This is a genomic window from Halochromatium glycolicum, from assembly GCF_016584085.1.
Lineage (GTDB): Bacteria > Pseudomonadota > Gammaproteobacteria > Chromatiales > Chromatiaceae > Lamprobacter > Lamprobacter glycolicus.
Window position 1 is genome coordinate 96,550 of record NZ_NRSJ01000007.1, and the last position, 13,975, is coordinate 110,524.

At 65.2% G+C, this 13,975-nt stretch carries 13 protein-coding genes; 8 read left to right on the forward strand and 5 right to left on the reverse strand.

The features are described from left to right. Nucleotides 1-473 precede the first annotated feature (473 nt). On the forward strand, nucleotides 474-1,538 hold the full coding sequence (locus tag CKO40_RS06110) for a 3-deoxy-7-phosphoheptulonate synthase (RefSeq protein WP_200345308.1): 1,065 nt from the start codon (nucleotides 474-476) through the stop codon (nucleotides 1,536-1,538). Between the two features lie 406 nt (nucleotides 1,539-1,944). Here the strand turns inward: CKO40_RS06110 and CKO40_RS06115 are convergent, their stop codons facing one another. Continuing rightward, the gene (locus CKO40_RS06115) at nucleotides 1,945-2,388 is read right to left on the reverse strand and encodes a tetratricopeptide repeat protein (RefSeq protein ID WP_200345309.1); all 444 of its coding nucleotides are present in this window, start codon (nucleotides 2,386-2,388) and stop codon (nucleotides 1,945-1,947) included. A gap of 44 nt (nucleotides 2,389-2,432) precedes the next feature. Beyond that, nucleotides 2,433-3,257, reverse strand: coding sequence for an inositol monophosphatase family protein (locus CKO40_RS06120; protein WP_200345310.1), 825 nt, complete (start codon nucleotides 3,255-3,257; stop codon nucleotides 2,433-2,435). A gap of 321 nt (nucleotides 3,258-3,578) precedes the next feature. On the opposite strand from CKO40_RS06120, the gene CKO40_RS06125 reads away from it, so the two are divergent. Together CKO40_RS06125 and CKO40_RS06130 are read left to right on the forward strand one after the other, a co-directional pair. After that, nucleotides 3,579-5,552 (forward strand): transglycosylase SLT domain-containing protein, encoded by a 1,974-nt coding sequence (locus CKO40_RS06125; RefSeq protein ID WP_200345311.1) that lies wholly within the window; start codon nucleotides 3,579-3,581, stop codon nucleotides 5,550-5,552. Between the two features lie 96 nt (nucleotides 5,553-5,648). Then, nucleotides 5,649-6,275 carry a hypothetical protein gene (locus tag CKO40_RS06130; RefSeq protein ID WP_200345312.1) on the forward strand — a complete coding sequence of 209 codons (627 nt, stop codon included), beginning with the start codon at nucleotides 5,649-5,651 and terminating at the stop codon, nucleotides 6,273-6,275. 1 nt (nucleotide 6,276) lies between these two features. Here CKO40_RS06130 and CKO40_RS06135 read toward each other — a convergent pair whose 3' ends face one another. After that, on the reverse strand, nucleotides 6,277-7,074 hold the full coding sequence (locus CKO40_RS06135) for a sulfite exporter TauE/SafE family protein (protein WP_200345313.1): 798 nt from the start codon (nucleotides 7,072-7,074) through the stop codon (nucleotides 6,277-6,279). Nucleotides 7,075-7,340: 266 nt separating this feature from the next. Here CKO40_RS06135 and CKO40_RS06140 point away from each other — a divergent pair, with 266 nt between their 5' ends. Then, nucleotides 7,341-8,243, forward strand: coding sequence for a complex I NDUFA9 subunit family protein (locus CKO40_RS06140; RefSeq protein ID WP_200345314.1), 903 nt, complete (start codon nucleotides 7,341-7,343; stop codon nucleotides 8,241-8,243). Here the strand turns inward: CKO40_RS06140 and CKO40_RS06145 are convergent. Continuing rightward, complete coding sequence (locus CKO40_RS06145) at nucleotides 8,231-9,454, reverse strand: class I SAM-dependent methyltransferase (RefSeq protein ID WP_242476859.1); 1,224 nt, start codon at nucleotides 9,452-9,454, stop codon at nucleotides 8,231-8,233. The genes CKO40_RS06140 and CKO40_RS06145 overlap by 13 nt on opposite strands. 151 nt (nucleotides 9,455-9,605) lie before the next feature. On the opposite strand from CKO40_RS06145, the gene CKO40_RS06150 reads away from it, so the two are divergent. Beyond that, nucleotides 9,606-10,388 (forward strand): pteridine reductase, encoded by a 783-nt coding sequence (locus CKO40_RS06150; RefSeq protein WP_242476860.1) that lies wholly within the window; start codon nucleotides 9,606-9,608, stop codon nucleotides 10,386-10,388. Between the two features lie 41 nt (nucleotides 10,389-10,429). Further along, a complete protein-coding gene (locus CKO40_RS06155; RefSeq protein ID WP_200345316.1) occupies nucleotides 10,430-10,918 on the forward strand; it encodes a DUF2452 domain-containing protein in 489 nt (162 codons plus the stop codon). Between the two features lie 549 nt (nucleotides 10,919-11,467). Here CKO40_RS06155 and CKO40_RS06160 read toward each other — a convergent pair. Further along, nucleotides 11,468-12,145, reverse strand: coding sequence for a cysteine hydrolase family protein (locus CKO40_RS06160; protein WP_200345317.1), 678 nt, complete (start codon nucleotides 12,143-12,145; stop codon nucleotides 11,468-11,470). A gap of 194 nt (nucleotides 12,146-12,339) precedes the next feature. On the opposite strand from CKO40_RS06160, the gene CKO40_RS06165 reads away from it, so the two are divergent. Both CKO40_RS06165 and CKO40_RS06170 read left to right on the forward strand, forming a co-directional pair. After that, on the forward strand, nucleotides 12,340-13,311 hold the full coding sequence (locus CKO40_RS06165; protein ID WP_200345318.1) for an SLAC1 anion channel family protein: 972 nt from the start codon (nucleotides 12,340-12,342) through the stop codon (nucleotides 13,309-13,311). 117 nt (nucleotides 13,312-13,428) lie between these two features. Continuing rightward, nucleotides 13,429-13,839 (forward strand): DUF6858 family protein, encoded by a 411-nt coding sequence (locus CKO40_RS06170; RefSeq protein WP_200345319.1) that lies wholly within the window; start codon nucleotides 13,429-13,431, stop codon nucleotides 13,837-13,839. Nucleotides 13,840-13,975 lie beyond the last annotated feature (136 nt).

The window sequence follows — 13,975 nt, forward strand, 5'->3', positions numbered from 1 at the left end:
ACGGGTCTCACCAATGGCTTGGCGCGCCGGGTGCGGGCGGACGGCCTGCTCCACCCGCGGCGGCTTAAGGATGGAGGCCGTTGCGGGTGCTCAAAGCGGGGGCCATGGACTGAGTTGGAGCGGTTCAAGGTCATGCGGAAGTGCTGTTTGGGTCTGAGATCGGGCCGCAAGGTGCGCCGTGCAGTGCGAAACGGCAGGCGGCTTACGGCGTAAGCAAGAAGCAAAAATTGGGCCGAAAGGTTTGGCCGCAACCGGGCGGCCTCGGCGAAGTACGAGCGAGGAGCGCGGATTCTACCGATGGCTGGACCATTGCGCTGCATGATCGTTCATTGACGTCGCCGCCGATCTGCGGGGTCGGATACGCTCGCGGTGGCCGCGCCGGGTGCCGAATGCATGGCGGTGCGGTCTGAACCCCGGGCATAATGGAGCGTTGACAACGACAAAGGTGCAGTTCAGTTGCACCACGGCTAAGCATGCGTTACGAAACAGACGATCTGCGCATTCGCGCTATCAAAGAGGTCATCGCACCGAAAGACCTTCACGTCCAGTTCCCGATCACGGACTCGGCAGCGAAGACGGTGCATGACACGCGCCGAGCGATTCAGCACATCCTGCATGGGGAGGATGACCGGCTGCTTGTGGTGGTCGGCCCTTGCTCGGTCCATGATCCTGCCGCTGCGCTGGAGTACGCCGCGCGGCTGGTCGAGCTGCGCGAAGCGCTCAGCGATGGGCTGCTGATCGTGATGCGGGTCTACTTCGAGAAGCCGCGGACCACGGTCGGCTGGAAGGGGCTGATCAATGATCCGAACCTGGACGGAAGCTTCGAGATCAACAAGGGGCTGGGGCTCGCGCGCCAGCTGTTGCTGGACCTGAATGATCTCGGGGTGCCAGCCGGCACCGAGTTCCTGGATCTGATCAGTCCTCAATACATCGCGGATCTGGTGAGCTGGGGCGCGATCGGTGCGCGGACGACTGAAAGCCAGGGCCATCGCGAGCTGGCATCGGGGCTGTCGTGTCCGGTGGGCTTCAAGAATGCGACCGACGGCAGCGTCAAGGTCGCGATCGACGCGATCCATGCGGCAGCGCGCCCGCATGTGTTCATGTCCCTGACCAAGGAGGGGAACTCGGCGATCTTCTCGACCACTGGCAATGAGGATACCCACATCATCCTACGCGGTGGCAGTCGACCGAACTACGACACCGAGAGCGTCGACATTGCGGCCAATGCGATCCAAGACTCGGGTCTGGTGCCGAAGATCATGATCGACTTCAGTCACGCCAACAGCCGTAAGCAGCCCGACAAGCAGACGCGCGTCGCCGAGGACGTCGCCGGTCAGGTCGCCCGCGGTGAGACGAGGATCTGTGGGGCGATGATCGAGAGCAATCTGGTCGGTGGGCGACAAAACCTGACCGCTGGCGGCGATCTGGTCTATGGTCAGAGCATCACCGATGCCTGCATCGCTTGGGAGGGAACGGCGCCGATACTGGAGCAGCTCGCCGAAGCCGCCCAGCGTCGGCGGCAGCGCCAACAACGCTGATCGGCTGGTCGGCGCTCGCTGTTGGCGCTGCCGTCAGTCGAGGCCAGTCCAGCATCGGCCTCCAGTAGCTGCCTTCAGCAGCTGCCTCCAGACGCTGCCGCGAACGGTAGCCTCGGAATCCGGGGCTAGCGTTCAGGGGGACACTGCAACCCGGGACGATGAATACCCTGTCATTCACGGTAATCAGTGACCAAGCACTTGATCCATGGCGGCCGGGCTGCGTCGGCCAATCATCGGCGGCGAGGGGCCGACAGCTTGCTATTCGCTGGTCGGCTCGCGTTGGTTGAGAGCCCTCCGGCTTGAACCCCGCTGATTGAGCCGGATTCCTGCTGAGATCCGCTGTGGGCCTTGCGGGGGATTGGCTGCAAGGCAGGGCCGCCGGCTGTCGTTCAGGACCGTGGCGCAGCTACTTGTCGTCGAAGCCCGCCATGCGATACCAACGGCGCGCCTCCTCGGGATCTTTCTCGACGCCGCGTCCCTCCTCATACATCATCGCGAGGGTGGTCTGGGAGCCGGCAAGCCCTTGTTCGGCAGCCTTCTTGAACCAGCTCACGGCCTTCGCTGGGTCCTTGTCGGCGCATTCGCCTTCCATATACATGAAGCCGAGTCCGTGCTGTGCGACGCCGAGACCGGACTCGGCTGCGGCCCGCATGTACTTGTAGGCCTGTAGCGGGTTTTCCACCATGCCAAGACCGTTTTGCGCCATGATCGCGACCCGATACTGGGCCTCCGGATCACCGGCCTCGGCCAGTGGGCCCAGCAGCCCGACGGCGCGGGAGAACTGTTTGGATTCAAATGCAGCGATTCCGCTGCTCAGGTCCATCTCTTGGTTGGAGAATGCATCACTCATCGGTTGTCCTCGTCGTCAAAGGCGTGATTGTGCAATTGGGTGTTTCAGCTGTTGTCCAACGGCAGTTGAACGCGGTTGAGCCACTGCTCGAGGAGTTGCTCGTTGGCGGCGCCGACGGCGACGCGCTTCTCGAGCGACAACAACGTCGACGGCTCGGTGGCATCACGCGCGAAGAGCTGCGTTGCCGCGCCGGCCTCGCTGGCGATCAGCCGGCCGGCGGCATGATCCCAGAGCCCCTGGCCGCCGTGCAGATAGAGCTGGAAGCGCCCGGCACCAAGCCAGCACCATTCCAGTGCAACGGCGCCCAGGTTGCGTTGGGAACGAAACGACTCGGGGCCGAACAAATCGGGCACGCGCGCAGGCGGAAGCCGCTTGAAGTCGATCACCGCCAGGCAGTCGCGCAGGCGCGCACCCGGCGCATAGGGCGCGATCGGCTGGCCGTTGAGGTAGGCGCCTCGGCCTTCTGCAGCACTGAAGCACTCGTCGCGTACCGGGTCCAGTACCAGGCCGAGCTCGACGCGCCCGGCCCGCAGCAATGCCAGCGAGATGCAGAATCCGGGGAAGCCGCCGGCGAAGTTGCTGGTGCCGTCGAGCGGGTCGAGGCACCAGAGCCCGGCCTCTGCTTCGGCGAGTCGTCGTGCCTGGTCGGCGGCCGACATCTCCTCGCCGAGCAATGGAATCGCTGGCCAATGACTGGCCAACGCTGCGCCAAGCCGCTGCTGCACCGCCGTATCGGCCTCGGTGATGAGGGAGCCGTCGGCCTTCTCGCTGGAGCCGAGCCGCCCGAAGCGCGGGAGCAGCTCCTCGCGAGCGGCGTCGCGCAGTAGTTCAGTCAAGCGGTCGATGTCGGGGCTTGCAGCGGCAGTCATGGGAATTCAGCTGGCTCAGCGTGGGCTCGTTACGGTGCGCAGATGAACGCTTTTTGCGACAAATCAATCGGGCCAGAACGGTCGACGACCAGATCATCCCTCGTGTCGCGGCGCAGGCCCTTCCTCGGGCTAGCGCTCGACTCGGCTCTGTACCGCATGCGCATGTGCTGGCACAGCGACCCGCGCGACCCCTGCCGGAGCCTGGGGGGCTGTCCAGCTTCGCTTTGCCGTGACCGCATAAGCACGATCGGGAACAGTCGCAGCCGCCAATATCGCCAGAGACCGCGTCGCCTCACCATGAGCGGCCAAGGATTGCCTGGCGTGAGGCGTCGGTACGGTCAGCCGTACCGTCTCGCATTGGCGGTGCTGCTGTGGGTCGGGATTGCGCTGGCCTTTGGCTCGACCAAAGCCGGTGCGCAGACGGCGTTGGAGCAGCCGCCCGCCGCGCGCTTCGAGGCCGCGCAAGCGGCCCTGGAGGCCGGTGATCGCACGCGGTTCTCGGAACTGGTCGAAAGCCTGCAGGGGCATCCGCTGCAGGCCGAACTGCTGCGTGCTGAGCTGCAACAACGTCTCGGCGCGGCGAGCGCAGACGAGGTGCTCCGCTTTCTCGATCGTCATCAGGGTACAGCGCCAGCCGAACGCTTGCGGCGCGACTGGCTCAAGCGATTGGCCCGCGAGCGGCGCTGGACCGACTATCTCGCTGCCTACGTCGATAACGGCTCTAAGACGCGTGCATGCTGGTACCGGCGCGCGCTGCTCGCGAGCGGGCGCCAACAGGCGGCCTTTGACCGGCTCTCCGAGCTCTATCTGACTGGCCGATCGCTTCCAGCCGCCTGTGATCCGTTGTTCGCGGCCTGGTCGGATGTCGGCGGCTTGACCGCTGAGCTGGTCTGGGAACGCATCGAGCTGGCGCTCGAGCGCGGCAACGCGGGAGTGGCCGAGTTCCAAGGGCGCTATCTGCCTTCGCCCGAGAGACCCTGGCTCGACCTCTTGCTCGCTGTCCATCAGCGGCCTGCGCTGCTGTTGGAGCGGCCGATCACGGCCGAGCTGGTGGCGGACCCTCGCCGGCGTCAACAGATCCTGGTGCACGGGCTTGAACGTCTTGCGCAGGACTCCGCGCAAAAGGCGCTGTTGCTCCGGGCCTCGCTCGAGGCGGCGGAGAAGCTGACGCCGGTGCTGGCCGAGCGCGCGGATGCGGCGATCGGCATGGCGCTCGCCGAGGCGGGCGATCCGGCCGGTCTGGATTATCTCGACAGGCTGCAGCCGCGAGCGGACAATCTCGAGCTGCAACGTGAGAGGTTGCGGTTGGCGCTTCGGTTGCGGGCTTGGGCGCGGCTCGCGGACTGGGCTCGCGTGCTGCCCGATGCGGCTGATCCGCTGGGCAAATGGCGCTATTGGCTGGGCAAGGCGTTGATGCGCGTTGCCGGAGCCGACCCGGCCGCGCGGAAGGCAGCCGCTCATGCGTTTGAGTCTGCTGCTGCTGAACGGACCCTCTGGGGGTTCCTCGCGGCTGAGCTGATCGGTCGCGAGCCCGCGCTCGACCACCGACCGGTGCCGGTCGACGTCGAGGCCGTCGAGCAGTTGCTCGCCTCGGCGACGATTGCCCGAGTGCGGGCGCTGCGGGATCTGGGTCGCCAGACCGACGTGCGCCGCGAGTGGCGTGAACTGACCCGGTTACTCGGGCGCGATGAGAAGCTGGTTGCCGCCGCTGCGGCGGCAAAGCTCGGCCTGACCAACGAGTCGATTCTGACACTGGCGCGTGCCGCCTACTGGGACGACATGGAGCTGCGCTTCCCGCTCGCTTACGCGCACCTCGTCGATGCGGCGGCCCAAAGGCAGGACTTGCCGCCGGACTGGGTCTACGCGGTGATCCGTCAAGAAAGCGCATTCGATCCCGATATCGCCTCTCATGCCGGCGCGATAGGTCTGATGCAGTTGATGCCGGCGACCGCACGTGAGGTCGCTGGAAAGCTTGGCCGCGATGAGCCCGAGCGGATCGAGCTGATCGATCCTGCGCTGAACATCGTCCTCGGCAGTGCCTACCTCGCAGAGATGGCCGAGCGTTTCGACGGCCATCCGCTGGTCGCCAGTGCGGCCTACAACGCCGGGCCCACTGCGGTCAGCCGTTGGCTGCCGGACGAGCCGATCCCCGGTGATCTCTGGCTAACCGACATCCCCTATGCCGAGACGCGTCAGTACGTGCGCCGGGTGCTGACCTACCGGGTCTTCTACCGGGAGCGTCTCGGGCTGCCGCCGCTGCGCATTGGCGCCATGCTGCGCCCGGTGCGCGGCTAGCGGAGAGGCGCTGCCGGAATCATCGACTGCGTCTGTTATCCTGCTCCGCCGAGATCGTCCTGCCGCCTGTCCAAGTCCGAACGCCTTCTCGCTCCGATGCATTTCACGTTTATTGTCGCCCTCTTCCTGGCGCTTGCGCCGCTTCGTCCCGCGAGCGCTGGCGGGAGCGATGCGGCCGAGACGATGGCCGAGGCCATGGCGCGCATGATGGAGGCGATGGGGATGCTGGACGTGGATGACCGGGCCAGGATGCCGTCGATGCCCTACATGATGCCGGGCATGGGTGGCCTCGGTTATGGTCAGATGCCCTGGACGCAGATGCCATGGAGCCAGATCCCGGGGTACGGCGCCTTTAGTGATCCGATCAAAGCCTTCGGCATGCCAGGGTTCGCCAACCAGATGGGCAGCGCATCAGCCTGGCCTTGGGGCGGTGCGGCCGCCGGTATCCTCGACGGGGTTTGGGAAGGACGCGACGGCGGTCTGCTGATTGTGCGCGGCCAGCGTTTTCGTTTGCAGGCCGCTCAGGGCGGGCATATCGAGGGGTTGATCCGTCGTCGCGGCGACCGGCTCGTCCTCTATGAGCCGACCAGCGAGACGACCAAGGCCTACGAGATGGCGATGCAGCAAGGCCGCATGGTCCTGCGTGATGACGCCGGCTATACCTACCTCTACCGCCGCCTTTGGCTCGATGAGCCCGCCTATGGCGCTGGTCATGCTGACTGACTCAGCCGCGCAGCAGGGCGGCGGCGACCAGCAGTAGCATCACGGCGAAGACCCGTTTGAGCGTCTGAGTCGGCAACTGGTGCGCCAGACGGGCACCGACGTTGGCCATGGGCATACTGGCAGCAACGATCGCGAGTGCCGCCGGCCAATAGACGAAGCCAAGGCTGTAGGGTGGCAGATCGGGCCGCTGCCAGCCTGCGACAATGAATCCGACGCTGCCTGCAGCGGCAATCGGCACTCCGCAGGCGCTGGCGGTGCCGACCGCCCGCCGCAGCGTGACGCCATGGCGGGCAAGAAAGGGAACGACGAGGATGCCGCCGCCGACGCCGAGCAGTGCCGAAACGCTCCCAAAACCGATGCCGGTAACGCTTAGTCCAGCGGCGCCTGGCAGCGGGCGCAGCGCCCGCATGCGCCGTTGCAGCAGCATTCGGATACCGGTGTAGAACAGAAAGAGCGCGAACAGGCGCTGCAGCCACACCGATGCGATCTGGCCGCCGATCAGGGCGCCGAGCATTGCGCCAAGCAGCAGTCCGCTGCCGAGGACCCGGAACAACGGCCAATCGACCGCGTTGCGCCGATGATGGCTATAGGCCGAGATCGAGCCGGTGGCGATGATCGTGACCAATGAGGTCGCGATGGCCTGGTGTGCGGTCCAGTCTCCCTCGAGATGCAGCGCGCCGAAGATGGCGATCAGCGCTGGTACGATGATTGCCCCGCCCCCAACCCCCAATAGGCCGGCGAGCGTGCCGGCGATGCTGCCGGTGACGAGGAAGGCGATCAGCGCGAGAAAATGGTCCAAATGGGGAGGAAAACGGCTGTGTGCGCTCCTGGGTCGATGCGCAAGGGACGGTGTTCAAGACCGGCTGCTGCCTGCAGCCTCGATTGATCGGGCATAATACGCGGCTCGAACGACCATTGGCCTGTTCGCTGAGCCCGGAGTCGCCGTTTGTCTGCGCTCAGGTCTCTGCCATCAGGGCCAGACGACGCGCTCATGGTGCCTTGCGGTGGCGATGGCGCAGCCACAAGGCGCTGTGGCTCAGCACAGGATAACGAGTTGGGAGTCCGATGAGAACCAAAACAGTCTGTATTCTCGGCGGCACGGGTTTTGTCGGTCAGCACTTGGTGAGCCGACTGGGACAAGCAGGCTGGCACAATCTGGTGCCGACACGCCGCCCGCATCGGCATCGCGATCTGAAACTGATCCCGCACCTTGAGCTGACCGCCGTCGACCGCTTGGATGCCGCCACCCTGGCCCCGCTCTTGGCCAAATGCGATGCGGTGGTCAACCTGGTCGGCATCCTCAACGAACAGGGCGAGACGACCTTCGAGCGCGTTCACATCGAACTGGTGCGCGAGCTGACCGCCGCGGCAGCACAGGCGGGTGTTGAGCGATTCGTACAGATGAGCGCGCTGAACGCCGATGCCACCGGTGGCGGAAGCGCCTATCTGCGCTCCAAAGGGGCCGGCGAGGATCTCGCACACCGTGCTGAGGGACTGCAGGTCAGCAGTGTCAGGCCCTCAGTAATCTTCGGCCGCGGCGATAGCTTCTTCAATCGTTTTGCGTCTTTGCTCGAGATGAGCCCCGGCCTGTTCCCGTTGGCCTGTCCGGATGCACGCTTCGCCCCAGTCTGGGTCGGCGATGTCTGCGAGGCAATCGCCCGGCTGCTGGATGATCCGAGCACGGTGGGCCGCCGTTACGACCTCTGCGGTCCGCGTGTCCTCACGCTGGAGGAGTTGGTCGCGCAGACCGCGGACTGGATTGGCCGGCGCCGCCTGCTCATCGGACTCAACGACCGCGCCTCGCAGTGGCAGGCGAAACTGTTCGAGCGCCTGCCCGGTAAGCCGTTTACGATGGACAACTATTGGTCGATGCAGACCGCGAGTGTCTGCGCAGAGCAGAACGGGCTGCTCGAGCTCGGCATCCATCCGAGCGATATCGACACCATCGTGCCGACCTATCTTCGCTGAGCCTCGGTCCCTGACAGCGCGAGCCGATCGCGCAGATCACGAACCTGAAAGCCGCTGAGCTCGTCGTGATCGGCGAGGCCGCGGCTCAGGCCCATGATCTGGAAGCGCTCACCCATGCGGCTCGGCAGCAGCAGCTGCTTGGCGCCGGCGCTGAGGTCGGCGAGCTTCATCGGGTCGTCACCGGCGGCCTCGGCGATGACTGTGTCGATCCCGCAGCCGATCAGGAAGTTGGACTGGGTGGTATAACCGGCCAAGGCCAGCCCGGCATCGCCTGCGGCTTCGGCCAGCGCGGTGAAGTCGACATGGGCGGTGATATCCTGCAGACCGACATCGCGATAGGGATCATCGTGCGCCCGGTGCCGGCTGTGGCACATCAGGGTGCCCTGGCTGCGCTCGGCGCGGTAATACTCGGGCCGCGGGTAGCCGTAATCGATCACCAGGATCAGCCCGGTCTCCAGCGGCGATGCGATGGCCTGAGTCCAGGGGCCCAGACGCAGGTTGACCTCCGAGCTGTAGCCCGGCTGGGTCGCGAAACCCTGTCTCTGCAATCTGTCGACCGCTGACTTCAGCTCGGAAGAGACGGTTGCGCAGGTGTCGGCGAAACCGGTGTCGCTGCGCGTGACGCCGATCTCGTCGACCGCGCCAGCCTCGTTGATGCGAAAACGGTGCACCGGCATGGCGTCGAGCACCTCGTTTGCGAGGACGACCCCGCTGAACCGCTCCGGCAGCCGCGCAAGCCAGTTGCAACGTTCAACGAGCGCGGGGGCTCGGCGTGCAATGGTCTGGCGCTGGCGTTCGGCCAGGTCCGGGCTCGGCTCGAGGATCAGGTAGCGGTCCGGTAAAGGGCCTTCCGCCGCCAGTGTCGTCAGCAGCTCTGCAGCAAGCGCTCCGCTGCCTGCACCGAGCTCCAGCACATCGCCGCCGCCGAGCTCGCCGAGCACCTCGCGGCAGGGGGAGGCGAGGCAGCGCGCGAAGAGCGGCGAGATCTCCGGTGCGGTGACGAAGTCGCCTTCGGCACCGAGCTTCTCGGCGCCGGCGACGTAGTAGCCGAGCCCGGGCGCATAGAGTGCGAGGTCCATGAAGCGGTCGAACGACAGCCACCCGCCGGCCTCATCGATGGCGCGTCCGATCAGCTCCTCGAGCTCGGCGTGATGGCGCTCGGCGGGGTCGCGGTTGGCCGTTGTCTGGCGAGACGGAGTCATATGAGGCATTGGCGCTTCTGGGCCTGGCCCTGGAAAAACTGGCGAGGGGCTGTATGTTGACACATCTGTGCAGGCGTCAAGACGAGGTGAGCCTCGTCTTGAGGCTGTTGAACGCCAAGCTGATCGAGCCATGGTTGCTCGAGCCATTGTGGAGGATTCGTTGACCGAGCAAGCCCCAAACGCCCCGTCGGGGTCCGATCTGGCCTCGATCGCCGGCAAGGTGGCGTTGATCACGGGCGGTGCGCACCGTATCGGCGCCTGCATCGCGCGGCTCTTGCATGCGCAGGGCGTGAACCTGACGGTGCACTACCGGTCCTCGGAGGCTGATGCCGTTGCGCTGCAACAGGGCCTGGAGGCACAACGGCCGGACTCGGTGCAGCTGCTCCAGGCAGACCTCGCTGAACTGGAGCGGCTGCCGGCGATGATCGATGCGGTGCAGGCGCGATTCGGGCGACTGGACCTGCTGGTCAACAACGCCTCCAGCTTCTATCCGACACCGCTGGACCAGGCCAACGAGGCGCAGTGGGATGAGCTGATCGGCTCCAACCTGAAGGGGCCCTTCTTCCTGACCCGCGCCGCGGCGCCGTTGCTGCGCGCGAGCGGTGGCGCGGTGGTCAATCTCGTTGATATCCACGCCCAGCGGCCGCTGAAGGATCATCCGATTTATTCGATCGCCAAGGCCGGGAATGCGATGATGGTGCAAACGCTCGCCCGCGAGCTCGGCCCCGAGGTCCGCGTCAACGGTATCGCACCGGGCGCGATCCTATGGCCGGAGCAGGGGTTGTCCGATGCGCTCAAGGACGAGATCCTTGCGCGCACCGCATTAGGGCGTCCCGGCTCGCCGGACGATATCGCGCGCACACTGCTGTTTCTGTTCCGGGACGCGGACTACATCACCGGACAGATCATCGCGGTCGATGGCGGCCGCACATTGCAGCAGTGATCGCGCGGCCCTCCCCGCCCACCGATTCACTCAGGAACCGCATGACCGACGAAAAGAAGTCCATTCTTCATCAGGGTGCTGATCACAGCTCGCCCTATCCCGTCAGCCGGCTCGCACCGGCCTTTCAGGCGCCGGACCTGGCCGAAGAGGTCGAGCGCGCAGAGTCGATGCTCAGCGCGCGCACCAGCGCTAAGCTGCGCGTGATTGCCGACCAGATCAAATCGCTCCAAGAGGAGGCGCGCAAGGTGCTCGACGAGGCGCATGACGAGCATGCGCTGACTCATGCCGAGTGTGCCTTCAAACGGCTCCCCGGCAAGGTCTATCACCTCTATCAGCGCGCCGATGGTCGACAATACTTCTCGATGCTCTCGCCCGATGACTGGCGCGGCGAGCCGCCGCATCCCTATCTGGCCTCCTATCGGCTCGAGAACGACTACTCCTGGACCCCGCTCGAGTCACTCGACCAGGCCGATGACACCGGCGACCTGGTGCAGCAGCTGTTGCGGATCGATGGTCTGGGCGGTCGCTGAGTGCGCGATGAATCAGGCGCCTGCGCGAGTCAGGCGGCCGTTTTGATGGAGCCATTACGGCACCCTGACAGAATGCCTCCTGTAGCCGGATCGATCAGGGGTTGCGCGGATCAAGCGGCCGTTTTGATCGGGCCTCTAAGGCGATTGCCGGAAAAGCTCGTACCGAATTGCGCAGGATTTTCGTTTGCCTTCGAGGAGCGTCGCCGGGAGCATAGCCGGGCTATGTGACCGGCGGCGCGACGAAGAAGGCGAGCGAAAAGACCAGCAAGGCGGTATGAGCTTTGACAGAAATCGCCTAAGAATCCGCGCTGGGCTCTGGATACGACGCGTCTATCGGCGCTGATTGGTCCGCGGCGTTCGGTCACGCCGATCAGACGAAACAGCGATCATGGCAAGACCCGGTGCTAGAGCATGAGGCTGCTGGTCTGCCTGTGGACCGGGCCATGTGGTCGGCGCCGGCGCCGAGCGCTTCCATTCGGTCGCCCAGTCGGCTGTCCAGTCGGTCGTCCAGCCGGTCGTCCAGCCGGTCGCCTTTCTGGGAGGCGCCCTTCAGTCGTCGAGCCCCATGAGTGCGAGCAGTTCCTCACTGGTCATCACATGGCAATAGATCATGTTGATGATTGCCAGCTCCTGTTGGTGCAGCGCGTCGGTCCCGGCGGCGCAGCAGTCCTCGAGCAGGATCACCTGGAAGCTCTCATCGGCGAGGCTGCGCACCGTCGATGAGACGCACTGATCGGTGTAGATGCCGGTCACGATCAGCGTGCGGATGCCCATGTTGCTCAGCAGCAGCCGCAGGTTGGTGCCGGTCAGGGCGCTGTCGGTGGTCTTGGTGACCACGATCTCGCCAGGCTCCGGCGCGAGTTCCGGGATGATCTGCGATTCTTCGCTGTCCTTCGGCATCAGCAGGTTGTTCCAACCCGGCATCTTCTGACTCAGCGAGCGGTCGCGCCCGTCCTCGAGCTGACAGGCGATGCGGGCGTGGATCACGTCCACTCCCTCGGCGCGAAAGCGCTGCTGCAGCGCCTGCAGCCGCGGGATCACGGTGCCGCGCATCCGCGCATGGAACGGCGCCCAGCGCTCGCGCTCGGCGGGGTCCTCATGCAGCACCATGCCGTAGTTCTGCACGTCGATGCAGAGCAGGGCGGTCTCGTCGCGTTTGAGCACCGGGTCGGCCGGCTCCGGGGCACCTTGGTAGTAGAACGAGCGATGCGCGGTCTTCCAGCTCATCGAGATCGGCTCCGGTCAAGGGTGGGTCGGATCGCCACGCCGAGGTGGCAACGGCTGAGGTCGGAGCTTCACTTTGCCAGACCGGCCCCGCGGCGTCATCCAACGCTGTTGCGGATCTTCAATGCCTTATCGGGCTCAATCCATAGAATTTTCCTCAGTATTGGTTCTGATCCCTCGATGAGGGGAGCTCTTTCATGTCTCAGCCTGATGCCGACCCGCGTCGGCTTCCAAACCTGCCGGTCGCGTTCTTCGCCGTGGTGATGGGGCTCTCGGGCCTGACCATCGCCTGGGAGAAGGCGCAGCATGCGTTTGGGCTTGATCTGGGCATCAACCCCTGGATGGCCGGCGTCACCGCAGCCGTACTCGCCCTGTTGGTCGGGCTCTATACGGCCAAGCTGGTGCGCTACCCAAAGGCCGTGCTCGCCGAGCTGCGTCACCCGGTCAAGCTCAATTTCTTTGCGGCGATCTCGATCAGCCTGCTGTTGCTGTCCATCGCATTCCTGCCGGTCAACCCGGATCTGAGCCGGCCTCTCTGGATGACGGGTGCGGCACTGCACCTGATCTTCACGCTCTACGTGGTCAGTGTCTGGATCCACCATGAGCACTTCGAGGTGCACCATATGAATCCGGCCTGGTTCATCCCGGCCGTCGGTAACGTGCTGGTGCCGGTGGCGGGCGTCGCGCTCGGGTTCGAGGATATCTCCTGGTTCTTCTTCAGCATCGGGATGCTGTTCTGGGGGATCCTGCTCGCGATCATCTTCTATCGGGTGCTGTTCCATGACCCGATTCCGGAGCGCTTCATGCCGACGCTGTTCATCCTGATCGCGCCGCCGGCGGTCGGGTTCATCGCCTATGTGCGGCTCGTTGGCGAGCTCGACCCGCTCGCGATGATCCTCTACTTCAGCGCCCTGTTCCTGACCCTGCTGCTGTTCACTCAAGCCCGCTTCTTCGCCCGCCTGCGGTTCTACCTCTCCTGGTGGGCCTACTCGTTCCCGCTGGCGGCGATCAGCATCGCCAGCATGCTGATGTTCGAACAAAGCCAAACCGAGACCTATCGCTGGATCGGTGCCGGCCTGCTCGCGATCCTGAGCCTGGTCGTCGCGTTCCTGCTGGTTCGGACTGCGATCGCGATCTCGCGCCACGGCATCTGTGTCCCCGGACACTGACAACCAGGGTATCCCGCACCCGTTCTCGCTTCCGATTCTCGCTTCCGATTCTCGCTTCCGACGGGTGCCGGTCTGCCGACGTCTTCACCCCGCATCGCTATCCAGCAGGAGAAATCGATGAAACAGACCCTACTGCAAGAGAAATACCCGATCTACACCCTGGAGGTCTTGAAGGACGAGACCCGTTTCCCCAGTGCCGATGCGATCATCGCCTATCTCAAGGAGTGCATCGAGGCGCATGAGATCGCGCGCTACATCGGCGAGTTCGATCATATCGAGCATACCCAGGCGTTGGCCGCGGGCGAGATCGCGAGCGGTATCCAGGCTGCCAAGCACGTGCTCTTCTGCTTTGGGACCAAGCTCCCCGATGCACAGGTGATGGCAGTCAGGCCGCGCTCGATCGGCGTCGTCGATCAGGGCGACCGCTTCATCGTGACCTTCCTCGAGGCGCCGATGCCGCCCGCCAACGAGGCGATGGAGCGCTGGGTCAAGGCGATCGTCGAGCAGCCAGAGCCGGCAGCGGCCTGACGGCGCAGGAACGCTGGGCCCGCCAAGGCGGCGGGCCGCCAGCGTCTGGCCGGTGGGCGTGCCATGGGGGCGTCGCGCGACGCGCCCATGGGTGAGTGCCAAGCGGCTACAACCCCCCAGTCAATCCAAGCCGTTG

Excerpts from the sequence above, each read along its gene's own strand:
- CKO40_RS06110 (WP_200345308.1), top strand. The coding sequence starts at position 474 with ATGCGTTACGAAACAGACGATCTGCGCATTCGCGCTATCAAAGAGGTC.
- CKO40_RS06115 (WP_200345309.1), bottom strand. The coding sequence starts at position 2,388 with ATGAGTGATGCATTCTCCAACCAAGAGATGGACCTGAGCAGCGGAATC.
- CKO40_RS06120 (WP_200345310.1), bottom strand. The coding sequence starts at position 3,257 with ATGACTGCCGCTGCAAGCCCCGACATCGACCGCTTGACTGAACTACTG.
- CKO40_RS06130 (WP_200345312.1), top strand. The coding sequence starts at position 5,649 with ATGCATTTCACGTTTATTGTCGCCCTCTTCCTGGCGCTTGCGCCGCTT.
- CKO40_RS06140 (WP_200345314.1), top strand. The coding sequence starts at position 7,341 with ATGAGAACCAAAACAGTCTGTATTCTCGGCGGCACGGGTTTTGTCGGT.
- CKO40_RS06145 (WP_242476859.1), bottom strand. The coding sequence starts at position 9,454 with ATGCCTCATATGACTCCGTCTCGCCAGACAACGGCCAACCGCGACCCC.
- CKO40_RS06155 (WP_200345316.1), top strand. The coding sequence starts at position 10,430 with ATGACCGACGAAAAGAAGTCCATTCTTCATCAGGGTGCTGATCACAGC.
- CKO40_RS06160 (WP_200345317.1), bottom strand. The coding sequence starts at position 12,145 with ATGAGCTGGAAGACCGCGCATCGCTCGTTCTACTACCAAGGTGCCCCG.
- CKO40_RS06165 (WP_200345318.1), top strand. The coding sequence starts at position 12,340 with ATGTCTCAGCCTGATGCCGACCCGCGTCGGCTTCCAAACCTGCCGGTC.
- CKO40_RS06170 (WP_200345319.1), top strand. The coding sequence starts at position 13,429 with ATGAAACAGACCCTACTGCAAGAGAAATACCCGATCTACACCCTGGAG.